Source organism: Bacillus sp. FCW2, from assembly GCF_021228595.1.
Classification (GTDB): Bacteria; Bacillota; Bacilli; order Bacillales; family Bacillaceae; genus Bacillus; species Bacillus velezensis.
Window position 1 is genome coordinate 2,787,788 of the sequence record NZ_CP089436.1, and the last position, 16,564, is coordinate 2,804,351.

Annotated in this window: 20 protein-coding genes and 1 pseudogene; 17 read left to right on the plus strand and 4 right to left on the minus strand. The window is 44.6% G+C overall.

Annotated features, from left to right (window positions below; translation table 11 throughout):
* Window positions 1-49: 49 nt before the first annotated feature.
* The 3 genes and pseudogenes from K3G25_RS14080 to K3G25_RS20885 all read left to right on the plus strand — a co-directional run.
* Window positions 50-412 carry a HesB/IscA family protein gene (locus K3G25_RS14080; RefSeq protein WP_003151967.1) on the plus strand — a complete coding sequence of 121 codons (363 nt, stop codon included), beginning with the start codon at window positions 50-52 and terminating at the stop codon, window positions 410-412.
* Between the two features lie 449 nt (window positions 413-861).
* A complete protein-coding gene (locus K3G25_RS14085) occupies window positions 862-1,227 on the plus strand; it encodes a hypothetical protein (RefSeq protein ID WP_232489356.1) in 366 nt (121 codons plus the stop codon).
* Window positions 1,206-1,346, plus strand: a pseudogene (locus tag K3G25_RS20885) (iron-sulfur cluster assembly accessory protein); the annotation flags it as partial. The gene K3G25_RS14085 and the pseudogene K3G25_RS20885, both read left to right, overlap by 22 nt.
* Before the next feature lie 141 nt (window positions 1,347-1,487).
* Here the strand turns inward: K3G25_RS20885 and K3G25_RS14095 are convergent.
* Window positions 1,488-2,249, minus strand: coding sequence for an SDR family oxidoreductase (locus K3G25_RS14095; protein ID WP_015387769.1), 762 nt, complete (start codon window positions 2,247-2,249; stop codon window positions 1,488-1,490).
* Window positions 2,250-2,571: 322 nt separating this feature from the next.
* Here K3G25_RS14095 and K3G25_RS14100 point away from each other — a divergent pair, with 322 nt between their 5' ends.
* The 7 genes from K3G25_RS14100 to K3G25_RS14130 all read left to right on the plus strand — a co-directional run bounded on the left by K3G25_RS14100 (window position 2,572) and on the right by K3G25_RS14130 (window position 7,548).
* Window positions 2,572-3,117: a GNAT family N-acetyltransferase gene (locus K3G25_RS14100; protein WP_404977507.1), complete on the plus strand. Its 546-nt coding sequence runs from the start codon at window positions 2,572-2,574 to the stop codon at window positions 3,115-3,117.
* Window positions 3,118-3,375: 258 nt separating this feature from the next.
* Window positions 3,376-3,948: a hypothetical protein gene (locus K3G25_RS14105; RefSeq protein ID WP_115941011.1), complete on the plus strand. Its 573-nt coding sequence runs from the start codon at window positions 3,376-3,378 to the stop codon at window positions 3,946-3,948.
* 67 nt (window positions 3,949-4,015) lie between these two features.
* Window positions 4,016-4,351: an uberolysin/carnocyclin family circular bacteriocin gene (locus tag K3G25_RS14110; RefSeq protein WP_003151973.1), complete on the plus strand. Its 336-nt coding sequence runs from the start codon at window positions 4,016-4,018 to the stop codon at window positions 4,349-4,351.
* 82 nt (window positions 4,352-4,433) lie between these two features.
* On the plus strand, window positions 4,434-6,089 hold the full coding sequence (locus K3G25_RS14115; RefSeq protein ID WP_014418787.1) for a hypothetical protein: 1,656 nt from the start codon (window positions 4,434-4,436) through the stop codon (window positions 6,087-6,089).
* Window positions 6,082-6,786: an ABC transporter ATP-binding protein gene (locus K3G25_RS14120; protein ID WP_172869827.1), complete on the plus strand. Its 705-nt coding sequence runs from the start codon at window positions 6,082-6,084 to the stop codon at window positions 6,784-6,786. The genes K3G25_RS14115 and K3G25_RS14120 overlap by 8 nt, the downstream gene beginning before the upstream one ends.
* The gene (locus tag K3G25_RS14125) at window positions 6,783-7,310 is read left to right on the plus strand and encodes a stage II sporulation protein M (protein ID WP_232489357.1); all 528 of its coding nucleotides are present in this window, start codon (window positions 6,783-6,785) and stop codon (window positions 7,308-7,310) included. The genes K3G25_RS14120 and K3G25_RS14125 overlap by 4 nt, the downstream gene beginning before the upstream one ends.
* 16 nt (window positions 7,311-7,326) lie before the next feature.
* Window positions 7,327-7,548, plus strand: coding sequence for a DUF5970 family protein (locus tag K3G25_RS14130; RefSeq protein WP_003151978.1), 222 nt, complete (start codon window positions 7,327-7,329; stop codon window positions 7,546-7,548).
* A gap of 61 nt (window positions 7,549-7,609) precedes the next feature.
* Here the strand turns inward: K3G25_RS14130 and guaC are convergent, their stop codons facing one another.
* Complete coding sequence (guaC, locus tag K3G25_RS14135) at window positions 7,610-8,590, minus strand: GMP reductase (RefSeq protein WP_031378398.1); 981 nt, start codon at window positions 8,588-8,590, stop codon at window positions 7,610-7,612.
* Window positions 8,591-8,807: 217 nt separating this feature from the next.
* Here guaC and K3G25_RS14140 point away from each other — a divergent pair, with 217 nt between their 5' ends.
* Entirely contained in the window at window positions 8,808-8,951 is a 144-nt protein-coding gene (locus K3G25_RS14140; RefSeq protein WP_003151982.1) for a hypothetical protein, read from the plus strand.
* A gap of 38 nt (window positions 8,952-8,989) precedes the next feature.
* Here K3G25_RS14140 and yumC read toward each other — a convergent pair whose 3' ends face one another.
* Window positions 8,990-9,985 carry a ferredoxin--NADP reductase 2 gene (yumC, locus tag K3G25_RS14145; RefSeq protein WP_007613496.1) on the minus strand — a complete coding sequence of 332 codons (996 nt, stop codon included), beginning with the start codon at window positions 9,983-9,985 and terminating at the stop codon, window positions 8,990-8,992.
* A gap of 311 nt (window positions 9,986-10,296) precedes the next feature.
* On the opposite strand from yumC, the gene K3G25_RS14150 reads away from it, so the two are divergent.
* From K3G25_RS14150 to K3G25_RS14165, 4 genes are all read left to right on the plus strand, one after another.
* Window positions 10,297-11,517 (plus strand): NAD(P)/FAD-dependent oxidoreductase, encoded by a 1,221-nt coding sequence (locus tag K3G25_RS14150; RefSeq protein ID WP_007408709.1) that lies wholly within the window; start codon window positions 10,297-10,299, stop codon window positions 11,515-11,517.
* A 173-nt stretch (window positions 11,518-11,690) separates the two neighbouring features.
* Entirely contained in the window at window positions 11,691-11,816 is a 126-nt protein-coding gene (locus K3G25_RS14155) for a YuiA family protein (protein WP_167409221.1), read from the plus strand.
* 68 nt (window positions 11,817-11,884) lie between these two features.
* Complete coding sequence (locus K3G25_RS14160; RefSeq protein WP_003151989.1) at window positions 11,885-12,205, plus strand: YuiB family protein; 321 nt, start codon at window positions 11,885-11,887, stop codon at window positions 12,203-12,205.
* Window positions 12,206-12,305: 100 nt separating this feature from the next.
* Window positions 12,306-12,947, plus strand: coding sequence for a 3D domain-containing protein (locus K3G25_RS14165; RefSeq protein ID WP_003151990.1), 642 nt, complete (start codon window positions 12,306-12,308; stop codon window positions 12,945-12,947).
* A gap of 29 nt (window positions 12,948-12,976) precedes the next feature.
* Here the strand turns inward: K3G25_RS14165 and K3G25_RS14170 are convergent, their stop codons facing one another.
* Window positions 12,977-13,453, minus strand: a complete 477-nt coding sequence (locus tag K3G25_RS14170) for a divergent PAP2 family protein (RefSeq protein ID WP_021495380.1) — start codon at window positions 13,451-13,453, stop codon at window positions 12,977-12,979.
* Between the two features lie 147 nt (window positions 13,454-13,600).
* Between K3G25_RS14170 and K3G25_RS14175 the strand changes: the two genes are divergently transcribed.
* Both K3G25_RS14175 and K3G25_RS14180 read left to right on the plus strand, forming a co-directional pair.
* Window positions 13,601-15,091, plus strand: a complete 1,491-nt coding sequence (locus K3G25_RS14175; RefSeq protein WP_007613484.1) for a leucyl aminopeptidase — start codon at window positions 13,601-13,603, stop codon at window positions 15,089-15,091.
* A 132-nt stretch (window positions 15,092-15,223) separates the two neighbouring features.
* Window positions 15,224-16,552 (plus strand): Na+/H+ antiporter NhaC family protein, encoded by a 1,329-nt coding sequence (locus tag K3G25_RS14180; protein WP_007613482.1) that lies wholly within the window; start codon window positions 15,224-15,226, stop codon window positions 16,550-16,552.
* Window positions 16,553-16,564: the final 12 nt, after the last annotated feature.

The window sequence follows — 16,564 nt, forward strand, 5'->3', positions numbered from 1 at the left end:
AAGGTTTATAATAGATATCAGCATTGTTTTTAAAAAAGGAGGTCTACCTATGAGTGTTCCAGTAACCATCACTGAAGCAGCGGCTTTGCATATAAAAGATATGATGAAAGAGCATGAAGAAGAAAACGCGTTCCTTCGTGTGGGCGTAAAAGGCGGCGGCTGCAGCGGCCTGTCTTACGGAATGGGATTTGAGCATGAAAAAGGCGAAAAAGACAGCATGTTTGAACAGCACGGAATCACCGTCTTGGTCGACAGCGAAAGCCTCGATATTATGACCGGCACGATCATTGACTTCAAACAGTCCATGATGGGCGGCGGTTTCACCATTGACAACCCGAATGCCATCGCTTCCTGCGGCTGCGGTTCATCTTTCCGCACGGCCAAAAACGCCGGTACGCCGGAAGAGTGCTAAGGGTCAACCCGCCATTCTTAGGATGAAAAAATATGACGTCTTTCTTTTCGATGGCGCTTGCACCATTGTTAAGAAAGGCGTTTTTATTATGAGTATAAACCAAAAACGGGGGAGAGTTGCGGGCGTTTTCAAGAGAAAGTTGTTACTCAGTGAAGCAATAGAAATTATTTTGAGCGAAAAAAGGTCGGGAGAACTGCGTGAAGTGATTAATAAAAAAATCGCACGTTTTCTAATATTGTAAATTATATCCAATTAACGCAGTGTGGTTGATACATAGAAGAAATATAAGAATGTTGCAAATGGTATATGTAATGTAAACATGATAACGAAGAGCTTTACGGGCACTTGCGCATGAATACGTAGGTGTCCGTGTTACATAACGAACAGGTGTTGTGGAAAATGGTAGGTGTCCGGTATAATTTTACTATAAATAGGGGAGGTGTGGAATTTTGGAGAAGATTACTGTTAAAGTGCTCATGTATTTGAGCGTTATTTGTGTAATAGCGGGGATTATTGCGGGTTTCGTAATATATGATAGGGACGTAGCAGAAGATGCAAAAACGAGTAAGAAGGTAAGCGAGGAGCTATACGATAATTCTGTCGCGCAAGCGCAATATAAAACGGACAAAGCATTAGCGAACAGTATGCAGTTTTCCGTATTCTTTAGCGTCTTGGCCGGTGTAGTATCCGGCGCCATCCTTTTCGGGCTAGCAATTATTATCCGAATCTTAGATGAAGCGAATAGTAGAGCGTATGATTCAGCGAATGATCTACGATTAATAAAAAACGTTATTCAGGAACAAACCGCGAAATAAAAAGCAGCCCGAGTGCAGGTAGATCATTTATCGTAACTGAAGTAAACGCCATCGCTTCCTGCGGCTGCGGTTCATCTTTCCGCACGGCCAAAAACGCCGGTACGCCGGAAGAGTGCTAAGGTCAACCCGCCATTCTTAGGATGAAAAAATATGACGTCTTTCTTTTCGGTGGCGCTTGCACTATTGTTAAGAAAGGCGTTTATCTGTTTAATAAAAATAAAACCCGCTCAACAGAAGCGGGTTTTGCTTTTTTAAAGATGTTATTCAATTGTATGTTTCATTGCATTGTACATATTTGCCGTATGTTCATCGGCTTTATCCCGTGACATGCGCAGCCGTTCCGCTGAAGAACCATATCCGATTTCTAGTTTGCCCTCTTTCAGTCCTTTAAAAATCCCATCAGCGAATTCATCCAGCGGTTCTCCTTGAGTATGCAGCCCTGCTCCGCCTAAATCTGTATTCACCGCCGGAGGCGCAACTTCAATCACTTCTACAGATGAATCAGAAAGCTGATGTCTCAGACTCATTGTAAATGAATGAAGCGCCGCTTTCGTTGCTGAATAGATCGGTGCAATGGCAAGCGGTGTAAAAGCCAATCCCGAAGAGACGTTAATGACAGCCGCATCTTCTTTTCCGGCAAAAAACGGAGCGAACAGCATAGACAGGTGGAAGGGAGCTTCAATGTTCGTTGTGATTTCTTTATTGAAATAGTCCCAATTGTCCTTCGCATCCGCTTTCAGCACATGAAAACGTTGTTGAATCCCCGCGTTGTTTACTAACACATTCACTTCCGGATAATTTTCTTTCACCCAATCAAACAGTGATATACGTTCAGATGGAATGCTCAAATCACTGACATATGTAATAAGATCCGGGAATGTTTCCTTTGCTTTTTGAAGAGCGTGCTCACGCCGTCCGGTCACAATGACTTTATTTCCCGCTTTTAAAAACCGTTCTGCGAAAGCCAATCCTATTCCGGCATTTCCGCCTGTAATCAGTATTGTATTTCCCGTCAGTTTCATATTAACTCCTCTTTTCCGATTGTTTCATACTTCTTAGATAACATTTCAGCTCCCGCTTCTATCCTGCAGCTGCAATCCAATCAATATATTTTTTGGATGATCGGGAAACCGCCAAAGTTATTCTTTCCTTGTCACAATATGATGATACGGCTTAAAGCACGGTTTAAGTCAACAAAAGAATCTTGTGATTCCGTTTCGGTTACTCACATCAGACATAGGTCACGAAAGGTGAATGTGAAGTCTTGGAATTTTCTTGATGCGATAAAGCGTACCGTATCACATGGGTGAGAGGCAATTAAAAAACCAAAACAAAAGGACGGCGATGCATGTGCAGGAAGGAAACAGCATTGATATCAGGCCGCTCAGCCTGAATGATGCAGAGCAGGAACTGGTTTTGCAGACGGAAAACCGCATGTTTTTTGAACGGTTTGCCATGTCGAGACAAGAGGATTTTTATACGCTGGAAGGCCGGAAAAAACGAATTGAACAATCACTGAAGAATGCGGAAAATGACACAGAATACAGCTTCGGCATTTTTCTTCAAGATCAGACCCTGATTGGCACGATCAGCCTTTTTCAGGTGGTTCGGGGTTCCCTCCAAAGCGCTTTTATCGGTTATTTTTTAGATGGCAAACATAACGGGAAAGGCTATGCGACGAAGGCTGTTAAGCTGGCAGTCGATTATGCATTCAATGAGCTGAAACTGCATCGGATAGAAGCCGGAGTCATGCCGCACAATAAGGCGTCAATCCGGGTGCTCGAAAAAGCTGGCTTTCATAAAGAAGGCATTGCGAGAAAAAATGTAAAAATAAATGGAAAATGGGAAGATCATCAGGTGCTGGCGATCATACATCCGGAGGATACATGACAATATCCTCCTTTTTTATATCCTTCGTCTCTTTCGACAGGTTCTTCCTAAAACTTCAAATCAATTGTCTAAATCATACTATTTGCAAATTCAAAAAAAAATAAAGGGTATATAGAACTGAAAACTCTGAAAGATGTGCTCATTGTCAACACATCCTAAAGTCATATTTTTCGAAAGGATATTGATTTTTTGATAGGATTAAACTAAATTGTAAAAGTATAGAATAGTTAATTTATTTTGTAAGAAAAGGATGATAATATGATAGGTCAATTGAGCAATAAAAAAATATTTTTAAGTTCTTTTTTCATCATTTTGATCTGTTCATTACTCTTCCAATTCAGTATTTCAGATAAAGTTCTGCAGTCGTATTATTCTTCCGTCGGAGAAAGTACCTACGATATCGGGGAGAAAAGTGTTCGTACGATTGTCATGTTTCTGCAAGGATTTATGATCTTCACAACTTTTGTGGAAATTCTGATAGGCGGATTTCTGTTATTTGTTACCGCTTTTATTCTCGGCACAAAGAAACCGAAAAAAAATTATTTGCTTCTATATACGCTGACTTCTTTAATCTCGGCATTTAAAATGTTGATTCTTTCAGTTGTTAACTACTTAACGGCTGATTCCTCGCTTATATATTCTGCCGGCGGCACCAGCTTGAGTCTGCAGCTGCTGGACCCATTTCTGCTCATATCAATCGCGGCTCTTTATGCTGCCGCAGGAAAACTGACCGATCTCAGTAAAGGCAAGAGAATCATTTTGACTGGATGTTTTGTTTTACTAAAACTCTTTACTATTTTCTTAAACTATTTTATGGCGGATAAAATTTAGCTCGGGAGAGAGTCAATTAAGCTGAATTTTATTATAAATTAAAAAAACAGAGTAGGGAGATGTTATGATGAACTTAGTAAAATCTAATAAAAAGTCTTTCATTTTGTTTGGCGCGGCTCTTGCTGCAGCAACATTGGTTTATGCACTATTATTAACGGGAACTGAATTAAACGTGGCGGCGGCTCATGCATTCTCAGCCAATGCTGAATTAGCTTCTACTCTCGGCATCTCTACAGCAGCAGCTAAAAAAGCAATTGATATTATTGATGCGGCATCAACAATTGCTTCTATCATTTCTCTTATCGGTATCGTTACAGGCGCAGGCGCGATTTCTTATGCAATCGTTGCAACAGCAAAAACAATGATTAAGAAATACGGCAAAAAATACGCAGCTGCTTGGTAAAATCGATCAATAAATAATTGCTCTTTTTGTACAAGCTGCAAAAAGAGCCTCTCTCCCAAATACATATGTAAGGATTGAAAGTATGATAGTCAAACAAATTGCGGCTCTTATCAAATATAATACCCTGTCATCGTTTCGAAAAAGAAAGGAAGATTGGGGCATTCCTCAACTCAACAGCAAACTGCTGTCTGCCATTATTATTTCTCTGTTATGTTTATATCTCGTTTTCCTGGGATGCGGTGTTGTATTCGGGACAAAACTGATTCAGCTGCCCCTCAGCGCATGGGGGCAATTTGTTTTAATCGCCGTTTCACTTGAGCAGCTTTTTTGGGCTGCCGGCTTCTTTAAAGAACATCACAATGCCTTTCTGCTGGATACGCGCAAGGTTATTCATCAATTAAAAAAGGTTCGTTTTTTACAGCTGTTTTCTGTTTTTGCCGGCCAGGCGATCAAAAAAACCATTTTCGTATGGTATCTTTTTGTTTTTCCGGTCTTTTTGTTTTTATCAAGCGCAGGCATGACCGGGTCTGCGGCGATCATCGTATTTTTCTTGGGCTTCGTTTATTTTCTTCTCAATTTATTTTTATCTATGCTGTTTTCTTATGTTGTTTATCTTCTTACAAATATGTGGAGCAAATTGTTTTACTTGAAAATCATGAAAGGCATTTTATTCAGCGTCAGCCTGCTGGTTCCGCTTGCAGTCGGGTATGCCGTTTATCTTCTCGTGTTTGGGGAGTATACCGCAAAGGATATTTCTAGCTTTACGGAGTCACCGGCTTTCCGGAACATCCTCATGAATACGCCGTATGTATGGTTAGCATTCCGCTCACATTCCGTGCTCGTTTTCGCTGCGGTGTTTGCGGCCGGCGTCCTTTTAACGGCGGGAATGTTTAAACTGTGGTCGGCCACCCTGAAGAAAATGGACCTTATTCCTTATATGTTTTTGACAAACGCAGATTTTGCGCCAAAGCTGAAATTATATAGAAATAACAAAATATTTCATGCCGTTTTTCAAAAGGACCTCCTGTTCTTATCGAGAATTGACGGGTTTTTTATCAGGAATTTCGGCAGTATGCTGTATTTGTTCATGCTGTTTTTAGGTTTTTGTATTCCGCTTTTATCGCATCACTTTATCGGGTATTCGGCAGCCGCCATCGTGTCTGCGGCGGTTATCATTGCGAACTTTTCGTATCAGCTCGTCGGAGATGCGCTCAAAACAGTATTATCAGTGGACGGGGAAATAAAAAATCAGCATTTGTTTCACCGGAATATCAAACATGCGTGGCAGCTGGTGTTTCCGAAAGTATGTATTTATAATCTCGCCGCTCTTATCTATTCGTTCATCATCACCATTTTGATTACGGTGTTTTTTCCGTCTTCTGCGGCGCTGACGATCTACTTGTTTATTGTGTTTTTATGTTCGGGTTTTTTATACAGTCTTGTCCAGATTTCAAGCACCGCCCTGTATCCTAAGAAAAACTGGGAGCATCTGTACGAAATTGGAGAAGCGGGGAAAGCAAAGACGTATAACAACTTATACAGTTCTTTCATTTTCATTGTGTCGCTTCAAATCGCTGCGATCACATCGTATTTTATCTATAAAAAGCCGGAACTTGAAACGATGCTTATTCATTCTGCATCAGGTATTTTTGTCCTGTTCACACTATTAAACTATGGAGTCATGTTTCTGTTTCTTCGCAGAATCAATATGGCGGAAAGGTTTGCGAACAATGATTAAATTAGTGAATATACAAAAAAACTATAGTGAAAAACAGGTGTTGAAAGATATTTCGTTTGAGGTGAAAAAAGGCTCAATTTATGCTTTGCTGGGGACTAATGGAGTCGGGAAAACAACGACTTTGAAAATCATTTCGGGCCTGCTTAAACCGACTTCAGGCCGCGTCATGATTGACGGCAAGGAACTGGATTCAGAAGAGGGGGGGCAAATATCGGCTGATATCGGTTTTGTGCCCGACCATGCTTTTTTATATGATTACTTAACGGGAGTCGAATACTTGCGTTTTACAGCGGAGATGTTTCAAGTGCCGTCTCAGCGGACAAATGAATATATAAAGAATATGTTAGAGACGCTGAAGCTTGCTCAAGACGGAAATCAGCTGATTAAAACATATTCACACGGAATGAAACAAAAATTATCAATTGCGGCCGCGCTCATTCATCAGCCAAAGATATTAATTCTTGACGAGCCGCTGACGGGCATTGATTTAATCAGCGGTAAAACGATACGGACGTTATTAAAGGAGTACGTCAAGCAGGGAAATACGGTCCTGTTATCAACTCACCTGCTGGAGCTGGCGCATTCGCTGTGCGATACGATCGGTATTATACATGAGGGCGTTTTTGCGGCGGAGTATCAGTCATCCGAGCATTCATTAGAAGAGATTGAAGAATTGGCTGAGAGTATCTATACATGATGAACCGCATGTTGCCGGCAATCAGAACGTCCGCCATTCCGTTAACCGCGTCATTGCTGTTTTTTTCAGGCGGTGTGATCGCTGCGTTTTTTTCCGATCACTTTGTTTCAACAGCGTCTTACAACGGCTCGTCAGGCGCGGTTGAACTGCTGAAAAACAATGCAATCGCTTGTCTGTTTTTAGCCGCGGGTTTTTTTACCTTTGGGTTGACCTCAATCTTTTATTTATTCACCAACGGGTTTATTTTAAGCGGCTCTATTATAGAAAATGTGCATAGCGGGGTTCCTTTTTATCAGATTTTTTTACTGCTAATTCCTCATGGTATATTTGAAGTTCCCGCGTTATTATTAAGTGGCGCCATTGGTTTTAAGGGCGTTGAATTGGTCATCAGGCTGTGTTTTTCTAAGGAAAAAAAGATAATGGCTTCAATATTCAGGCATATTGGAATATTGGTGCTCATAATTATTTGTCTGCTGATCGCCGCTGCCATTATTGAAGCTTACATCACACCAATTTTTAAGTAAAAGGGGCAGAAATCATATGAGAAGTAAATTATCATTAATCGGTGTGCCGATTGTTATGATTATCGGTTATATCATTTCTTTATCCTTTGAGTGGCTGTTTCCTGTTCTTACTTTTGGGGTGGCAGGACTATATCTCTTTATATTTGCTCCGGTGCAAAATAAATTCATTCGTTACATCTTTTTGTTTATTTTTGTGATTAATCTGTTAGCCAGTGCGGCTCTTTATTTCGGTATTTAATAAAAAAATGACATTCATATTGAATGTCATTTTTTTATCTTTTTTGCGGCTCTGCTGCGTGTTAAAATCTGTCGCCGTTGAAAATAGAGTTTTTTACGATCACGTAGTCGACATTGCGGATGGCTTCGAGTGTATTGCCGCCGGCGTAAGAGATGGAAGATTGCAGATCCTGCTCCATTTCAACCAGCGTGTCCTGTAAAGACCCTTTATGTTCGACATGCATTTTTTTGCCTTCGACGTTTTTCTTTTCGCCTTTTTGAAATTCAGAAGCGGAGCCGAAATATTCTTTGTAAAGCTTTCCATCGATTTCGATCGTTTGTCCCGGTGATTCTTCGTGGCCGGCGAATAATGATCCGATCATGACCATAGATGCGCCGAAACGGATGGATTTCGCGATATCGCCGTGCGTGCGGATACCGCCGTCAGCAATGATCGGTTTGCTCGCCGCTTTTGCGCACCAGCGAAGCGCGGCTAATTGCCACCCGCCGGTTCCGAAGCCGGTTTTAATTTTGGTGATGCAGACTTTCCCGGGGCCGATTCCCACTTTTGTCGCGTCAGCGCCCGCGCGTTCCAGCTCCCTTACAGCTTCAGGCGTCCCGACATTCCCTGCGATGACAAAGCTTTCCGGGACATGTTCTTTAATAAATTGAATCATGCTGATCACGGCATTGGAATGGCCGTGCGCGATATCAATGGTAATATAATCCGGCACCAGCTCCTGTTCTTTCAGCTCCCGGATGAATTCATAGTCATTTTCCTTCACGCCGACACTGATGGAAGAAATCAGTCCGCGCGCTTTCATATCCCGGACAAAAGCCAGGCGTTTTTCCGGCTCGAAGCGGTGCATGATATAAAAATACCCGTTTTCCGCGAGCCAGGCCGCGATGTTTTCATCTATAATCGTCTGCATGTTGGCCGGTACGACCGGAAGTTTAAACGTGTGTCCGCCCAACGTAACTGATGTATCACATTCAGATCGGCTTTCAACAATGCATTTTGCAGGAATCAGCTGAATATCTTCGTAATCAAATACATTTTCCATATATAACACCCCTAAAAGCGAATAATATAATTAAATAAAATTGAAATGTTCGTCTTTTTATAATGTACTTTGTTTTGTCAGGAATGTCAAATGATTTCATGCCGCCTCATATGCGGTCAGCTTGTCATCCATTTGCAGTTTGGTTATCATAGTAGTATTGGGTGTTGTAAGACATTTGTTACGATAGATAGATTTGCAGAAGAAGGGAGGGGCCGGTGTGGAACAAAAACAGCCCGGGCACAGCCCGAAAGCCCAAAAAATTCAGGACCGGATTATTTTAGGCACGATTTGGGTCGTGTCGGCGCTTGTCATTGCGCTTGTTGTCGGAACCGTCATGAATTATATTTGGATGTTTAAATAAAAAAGAGTCTGTGCCGGTATGACACAGACTCTTTTTTATTATTTTTCAAACATGCTTGTAGAATGCAGAGGCTGGACGCGCGCTTTCGGGTCCATGTAAGCCTTCGCGTTGTTCACGGCTGTCGGAGCTTCGCCGAAACCGCTGGCGATCAGCTTGACCTTGCCTTCATATGTGCAGATATCTCCGGCGGCAAAGAAGCCTTCGATATTCGTTTCCATTGTGCTTTTGACGACGATGGAATTTTTCTCGATTTCAAGGCCCCAGTTTTTAATCGGGCCGAGAGAAGAAACAAAGCCGTAGTTTACGATCAGGTCATCAATTTCAATGATTTCTTTACGGTCGCCTTTCACTTCTTCGAGAACGAGCTGTTCGATCCGGTCTTCACCGACAAGTTCAGCGGGAACAAACGGTGTCAGCACGTTGACTTTAGAATTATGCAGGTTTTCGACACTGTGCTCATGCGCGCGGAATTTATCACGGCGGTGGATGATGCTGACTTCTTTGGCGATCGGCTCAAGCATGAGCGCCCAGTCCACCGCGGAATCGCCGCCGCCCAGAACGGCAACGCGTCTGCCTGCGAATTGATTGAGGTCGTCAATGAAGTAGTGCAGGTTTTTGCCCTCATATTGTTCCGCTGATTCCAGCTCAAGCTTTCTCGGCTTAAATGCGCCGTTTCCCGCTGTAATAATAACCGTTTTTGAATAATGCGTTTCTGAATTCGTGACAAGCTTAAACACACCGTCCGCCTGTTTTTCAACAGATTCAACGGCCTGCTCTAAGCAGATGGTCTGATCGAACTTTGCCATTTGCTCTTTTAAGTTGTTCACAAGTTCTTGGGCGCGGATTTTCGGGAATCCGGCTACATCATAAATATATTTTTCAGGGTACAGCGCGCTGAGCTGGCCGCCAAGCTGAGGCAGGCTCTCGATGATTTTGACGCTCGCCTGTCTCATTCCCCCGTAAAAAGCGGTAAACAGGCCGACCGGGCCGCCGCCGATGACCGTAATATCATAAACCTTTGAATCCTCTTGCATACCAAATTGCCTCCTAATTGAAAATTGTTATTAATTATAACATACAATTTAAAAGGATGACGAGTGCCGAAAACCGCCCGGCCGCTTCATTCTTGAAAAAAATTGCGGCCGCCGCTAATATGGGGACAAATTCCAATCTGTTTTTTCCTGAATGTTTTCTGATTCTTCCGGATAGTATGGTGATATGCAGACATGTGCGGTTTTCTAAAAAATTTTATATTTCATTTCATAAAATCCCGCCAATAAGCTGAAGCTAATACAAATGTTGATTTGATTATGCGTCTAACAGCAAAAAAAAGAAGGTGGATGTGATGGCATTGAATAAACCCAAAATCGTGGTTTTAGGTGCAGGTTATGGTGGATTAATGACAGTAACAAGGCTTCCGAAGCATATCGGGGCAAATGACGCTGACATTACTTTGGTCAATAAACACAATTATCATTATGAAACGACATGGATGCATGAAGCGAGCGCAGGAACGCTGCATCATGACCGCTGCAGATATCAAATAAAAGATGTAATCAATGAATCACGGGTCAAATTTGTGCAGGATACCGTAAAAGCGATAGATGTGCAAAATAAAAAGGTGACGCTTTCACAAGGGGACATCCCTTATGATTATCTTGTCATCGGGCTTGGCGCCGTCCCTGAAACATTCGGGATTAAAGGCTTAAAAGAATTCGCTTTTCCGATCGCGAATATTAATACGTCGCGCCAGCTGAAAGACCATATTGAGCTCCAATTTGCGACATACAATACGGAGGCTGAAAAACGCCCTGACCGCTTAACCATCGTTGTCGGCGGAGCGGGCTTTACGGGAATTGAATTTCTCGGTGAACTTGCGAACCGCAAGCCGGAGTTATGCAGATATTATGATATAGATGAAAGTCTCGTCCGGATCGTCTGTGTCGAGGCCGCCCCGACGGTTTTGCCGGGATTTGATCCGGAGCTTGTCGATTACGCCGTTCAATACCTTGAGAGCAAAGGCGTTGAATTTAAAATCGGCACCGCGGTTCAAGAATGCCGCGCAGACGGTGTCACAGTCGGCAAGAAAGATGAAGAGCCGGAAGAAATCAAATCGCAGACTGTTGTCTGGGCCGCGGGCGTGCGCGGACATCCGATCGTGGAGGAAGCGGGTTTTGAAAATATGCGCGGCCGTGTCAAGGTCAACCCTGATCTTCGGGCGCCGGGACATGATGACGTTTTTATTCTCGGCGACAGCTCGCTCTTTATCAATGAAGAGACGGAACGGCCGTACCCGCCGACTGCTCAGATCGCGATGCAGCAAGGAGAAACGGTCGCCAAAAATCTGGGCGGTTTGATTAAAGGAGGCCAGCTTGAAGAGTTCAAGCCTGACATTAAAGGAACCGTCGCCTCCCTCGGTGAGCATAACGCTGTCGGAGTCGTATACGGCAGGAAGCTCAAAGGCATGCCGGCGTCCTTTATGAAAAAGGTCATTGACAACCGCTCGCTCTTTATGATCGGCGGACTGGGCCTGACGCTGAAAAAAGGGAAGTTTAAATTCTTCTGAAAACCCGCGGCCGCGGGTTTTCTCTTTTTTTAGAAAAGAGCGCTATAAAAAGCATGTAAGAGAAAAAAATGAATGTTTCCGCTTACATGAGTTGATTTGTCACATATTCTGACTTGGTGCTTGACAAGTAAATATGGTATATTATCAGAAAATTAAGAAAAAGGGTGATCCGCATGAAAACGACAGCAAAAAGCACGGCGGCGTGTCCGTTCTGCTCAGGTAAAGGGTATTTTCAATTGCTTCTTGGCGGCTCCGAAACATGTCCCTCCTGCCAGGGAAGCGGCAAAGAGAGACAATGATTTTTCCAGACGTTGACTTTTTTACCGCCCCCGAGGTACACTGAAAGTGCTGTAGGGGGTGGATGTTTGTGATTAGTTTGCCGGTTGTCCTGATCTCAATCGTACTATTTTTTGTACTGTTTTTCGGCATAGGCTTTCTGTTGAACATGCTGCTTAGAATGTCGTGGATTATGGCTGTTGTCTATCCGATTGTATGCCTTTTCATTATCAGCAATAAAAAGATGATCAGTTACGTGCAGGCGCCGGGGGAATCCTTTCAAAGCCTGTTTCAGCGCATCATGTCATTAGCGGTTGCGGATGTCGTGATTTTGGCGGGCGGACTGGCGGGAGCCATCATGTCAGGCATTGCCATAAAGGCGCTCAGAAAAAGAGGATATCAAATGTTTTAAGCCGCTTTCTTATTCGAGAAAGCTTTTTTTGTGTCGCGGCGCTTTTTGTATAGCACTTCACCGAGTTGGGAACAATGACTCGGAGGAGAGTGATTTCAGATTGACGATAATCAGACGCGTATTCATGATCGTGCTCTTTTTGGGCGCATGCCATGCGACATACTTTTCCATAACCGGTGTTGAAGCAAAGGATCTGACAAATTGGATGACGGAACATCGCGGCGCCGTTTTGAAAAACATCGGCACTCCGTTTCAATCCTTACAGAATCAGCCGGAAAAGAAGGCATCAGGCAGGGTAAAACCGCTGGAAGAAGCTTTTGACTGGGAACGCTATCCGTCACAAAAGGTGACGGCCACCGGTTATACCGCCGGAGCGGAATCTACCGGAAAATCTCCCGGGCATCCGCAGTACGGAATTACATATTCAGGCGTGAAGGTCAAACGAGATTTATATTCAACTGTTGCGGCCGATCCGTCTGTTTTCCCGATCGGGACGATTCTGTTTATACCGAATTACGGTTACGGGGTTGTCGCCGATACCGGCTCAAAAATTAAAGGCAGCCGCCTTGACCTCTACTTTGACACCGTCAAGGACGTCTATAACAATTGGGGCAAAAAAACACTTGAGGTCTACATTATTAAAAAAGGGAACGGCACAGTGACCGAGGACGAACTTGTAAAGCTGAACGAAACCAAGTCGCTGCAAGTGTTCAGAAATCAATACAAAACGGTAAAAGAATAAAAACGCTTCAGCGTCCGCTGAAGCGTTTTTTACATAAAGAAATAATCTAAAATCAATGTCAGCACAATACCGGTGACGCCGCCGAAGAATACTTCAATCGGCTGATGGCCGAGCAGTTCTTTCAGTTTCTTCTGTTTTTCTTTCTCTTCCGCTTTCTGAAAGTCCTTCGCTTCGCTGACAAACCGATTAAAGTCGATGACCAGTTTATTAATGACCGTCGCCTGTTCACCCGCATGCCGCCTGACACCTGTAGCGTCGAACATCGTAATGACGGCGAAAATCGCGGCGACTGCAAACAGGGGCGAGTCCAGCCCCTGTTCCAAAGCGACTCCGGTTGACAGCGCGGTGACGGCGGCGGAATGGGAGCTCGGCATGCCGCCTGTGCTCGTCACAAGAGACCAGTCAAGTTTTTTGGATACGATAAATTGAATAGGCACTTTTACAACTTGGGCAAAAATAATGGCGGCAAAACTCGCCAGTAAAGGAAAATTCATAAGTACATCCATATGCGACATCCTTTCTGTATCTGCTGATTCCGATCGCATCGAAAAACTGCAGAAAACGCCCTTAGTTTGGTAAAATAAAATCAATGAAAAATGTTTTTTCATTATACCACTTTACATAACAAATACCCACATAAGGAGTGTGTACTCATGTTTTATGCATCTGATCAACTGCGGCATCCCGAAACACTGGTCATCGGTCTTTTTCAAAAAAGCACGCTGAACGGATTTACGAAGGAATTGGATGATAAATTGGACGGTCATCTGACCCAGCTGTTAAAGGATGGTGATGTGTCCGCCAAACGCAATCGTGTATCAAAAGTATACCCTCCGGCTGCGACCGGTATGAAACGTATTTATTTTATCGGCCTGGGAAGAGAAGCGGATTATTCGTTTGAAGATACGAAAGAATGCTTTGCACGAGTATTTCAGCAGATTCATCAAGATAAAAAACAGGAAGTATCCGTGTTGCTCGATACATTCGTCTCCGGTGAAGTGCCTGCCGCCGATGCCGCTCATGCGCTTTCAGAAAGCTGTCTGCTTGCGGTTTACGAAGTGCAGGATTATAAACATAAATCGAATGAGCCGGATCAGGAACTGAAATCAGTCTGCGCCGTGACCGAAGAAGACCTGAGGGAAGTGCAGGCCGGCCTGAACGTCGGAGCGGCATACGGCCAAGGGACGAATTCAGCCCGCACGCTTGTGAATATGCCGGGTAATATGCTGACGGCCACTGATTTGGCGTCATATGCCGCTGAGCTTGCGGCAAAATACGATTTCGAGTGTGAAATTTTAGAAAAAGATGAAATGGAAGAGCTTGGCATGGGAGGGCTGCTTGCTGTTAACAAGGGCTCATCCGAACCGCCGAAAATGATCGTTCTGAAGTACCAGGGCAAAGATCAGTGGGAAGACGTCATCGGCCTGGTCGGTAAAGGAATTACCTTTGATACGGGCGGATATTCAATTAAGCCGAAAACCGGCATTGTCGGCATGAAAAGCGATATGGGAGGGGCCGCCTCGGTATTAGGGGCAATGGAGATTATTGGCGAACTGCGGCCTGAACAAAACGTGCTCGCTGTCATACCGTCTACGGACAACATGATTTCGTCCGATGCGATGAAGCCGGATGATGTCATCGTTTCGCTCAGCGGAAAAACCATTGAGATCCTGAACACCGATGCGGAAGGGCGTCTCGTGCTTGCCGACGGCATCACATACGCCAAGCAGCACGGAGCCTCTGTCCTCGTAGACGTCGCAACGTTAACGGGCGGTGTCATTGTCGCCTTAGGGAACGAAATGACAGGCGCTATGACCAATCACGCCGCGTTTTATGAACAGGTGGCGGAATCGGCGAAAGAATCCGGCGAGCCGATCTGGCAGCTTCCGATTACAGAAAAGGATAAAAAACGGGTGAGAAACAGTCAGATGGCTGATTTGAACAATTCTCCGGGAAGAGAAGGCCACGCGATTATGGCGGGGGCATTCATTGGTGAATTCGCGGAAAACACGCCGTGGGTTCATCTCGATATTGCGGGAACCGCAACGGCGAATAAAGCGACATGCTTCGGCCCTGCCGGCGCAACAGGCGTCATGGCAAGGACGTTGGCTGTTTTGACTGAGCGGTTTACGCCCGAAAGATAACAGCAGCCCGCTGCCTTGATGCAGCGGGTTTTTTGATTTCCAAAATCTTTAGTTGACTAAAGCGCAGAATATATGGTAACTTTAATTATCTACTACATTAGCAAACTAAAGGATTTTTGGAGGGACTCATCAATGAATGCTGTTGTTGTCGCAGTATTGCTCATGCTCGTCTTAAGCCTGCTGCGTGTCAATATTATTATAGCTTTAATGATCGGCGCGCTTGCCGGCGGGCTGACCGGCGGCTTAGGCCTCGGAGAGACGGTGAAGGCTTTTACGGACGGTCTCGGCGGAAATGCCACCGTCGCGGTCAGCTACGCGCTGCTCGGAGCATTTGCCGCGGCGCTGACAAAGACGGGGCTTCCCGATGCAATGGTGGAAGCGTCTGTCAAACTAATCGGAAAAAAGGAAGATTCGCGGAAAAAAGCACTGTCAAAAGTGTTAATCGTACTGATTATTTTAATCATATCCTGTTTCTCGCAAAACGTGGTGCCCGTTCACATTGCGTTTATTCCTGTATTGATTCCGCCGCTTTTAAAAATATTTAACGAACTTGAAATAGACCGCAGGCTGATCGCGTGTGTGATGACATTCGGACTGACTGCGCCGTATATCGTTCTGCCTGTCGGATTCGGACAGATTTTCCAGGGGATGCTGAGAGATAATATGGCGTCAGCCGGTTTAAAGGTGCCGCTCAGTGATATCCCGTATGCTTTAATCATCCCGACGGCCGGGATGGCGGTCGGTTTAATTTTAGCCGTCATCGTCTTCCGGAAACCGAAGAAATATGAGACGAAGGAGATTGCCGGACTATCGTCTTCTCCTTATACGAAAAAAAGCATTGCCATCGCCCTGATCTCCATTGCCGTGTCGCTTGCCGTTCAGCTCTATCTGTCACAGGTGCTCGGAGTGGAAGGTATGATCATGGGCGCGCTTGCCGGCTTGTTTACGCTGTTTATCAGCGGAGTCATGAAGCGCAATGAAGCGGATAAGCTGATCACGGACGGCATGATTCTGATGGCTTTTATCGGGTTTGTCATGCTTGTTGCAGCCGGTTTTTCAAATGTATTGAATAAAACGGGCGATGTGGCTTCCTTGGTCAAAGCATCAACAGGCTTTATCGGCCACAGCCAATCATTAGGCGCGCTCCTGATGCTGGTGGTCGGTTTATTAATCACGATGGGAATCGGATCATCATTTGCAACCGTACCCGTCATTACGACCATATTTGTCCCGCTGTGCGCTCAGCTCGGATTCAGCCCGATGGCGACGATCGCCGTAATCGGAGCGGCCGCCGCGGTCGGTGATGCGGGTTCTCCTGCAAGTGACAGTACGCTCGGGCCGACGTCAGGCCTCAGCGCCGACGGACAGCACCACCACATTTGGGATACGTGCGTACCGACATTTATTTTCTATAACATTCCGCTTGTGATATTCGGCTGGATTGCCGCGCTTGTCCTGTAAAAAAAAGGCTCC

Bases quoted from the DNA above. Each gene is read 5' to 3' on its own strand.
- K3G25_RS14080 (WP_003151967.1), top strand. From the start codon at position 50: ATGAGTGTTCCAGTAACCATCACTGAAGCAGCGGCTTTGCATATAAAA.
- K3G25_RS14095 (WP_015387769.1), bottom strand. From the start codon at position 2,249: ATGAAACTGACGGGAAATACAATACTGATTACAGGCGGAAATGCCGGA.
- K3G25_RS14100 (WP_404977507.1), top strand. From the start codon at position 2,572: ATGCATGTGCAGGAAGGAAACAGCATTGATATCAGGCCGCTCAGCCTG.
- K3G25_RS14105 (WP_115941011.1), top strand. From the start codon at position 3,376: ATGATAGGTCAATTGAGCAATAAAAAAATATTTTTAAGTTCTTTTTTC.
- K3G25_RS14110 (WP_003151973.1), top strand. From the start codon at position 4,016: ATGAACTTAGTAAAATCTAATAAAAAGTCTTTCATTTTGTTTGGCGCG.
- K3G25_RS14115 (WP_014418787.1), top strand. From the start codon at position 4,434: ATGATAGTCAAACAAATTGCGGCTCTTATCAAATATAATACCCTGTCA.
- K3G25_RS14120 (WP_172869827.1), top strand. From the start codon at position 6,082: ATGATTAAATTAGTGAATATACAAAAAAACTATAGTGAAAAACAGGTG.
- K3G25_RS14125 (WP_232489357.1), top strand. From the start codon at position 6,783: ATGATGAACCGCATGTTGCCGGCAATCAGAACGTCCGCCATTCCGTTA.
- K3G25_RS14130 (WP_003151978.1), top strand. From the start codon at position 7,327: ATGAGAAGTAAATTATCATTAATCGGTGTGCCGATTGTTATGATTATC.
- guaC (WP_031378398.1), bottom strand. From the start codon at position 8,590: ATGGAAAATGTATTTGATTACGAAGATATTCAGCTGATTCCTGCAAAA.
- yumC (WP_007613496.1), bottom strand. From the start codon at position 9,985: ATGCAAGAGGATTCAAAGGTTTATGATATTACGGTCATCGGCGGCGGC.
- K3G25_RS14150 (WP_007408709.1), top strand. From the start codon at position 10,297: ATGGCATTGAATAAACCCAAAATCGTGGTTTTAGGTGCAGGTTATGGT.
- K3G25_RS14155 (WP_167409221.1), top strand. From the start codon at position 11,691: ATGAAAACGACAGCAAAAAGCACGGCGGCGTGTCCGTTCTGCTCAGGT.
- K3G25_RS14170 (WP_021495380.1), bottom strand. From the start codon at position 13,453: ATGGATGTACTTATGAATTTTCCTTTACTGGCGAGTTTTGCCGCCATT.
- K3G25_RS14175 (WP_007613484.1), top strand. From the start codon at position 13,601: ATGTTTTATGCATCTGATCAACTGCGGCATCCCGAAACACTGGTCATC.
- K3G25_RS14180 (WP_007613482.1), top strand. From the start codon at position 15,224: ATGAATGCTGTTGTTGTCGCAGTATTGCTCATGCTCGTCTTAAGCCTG.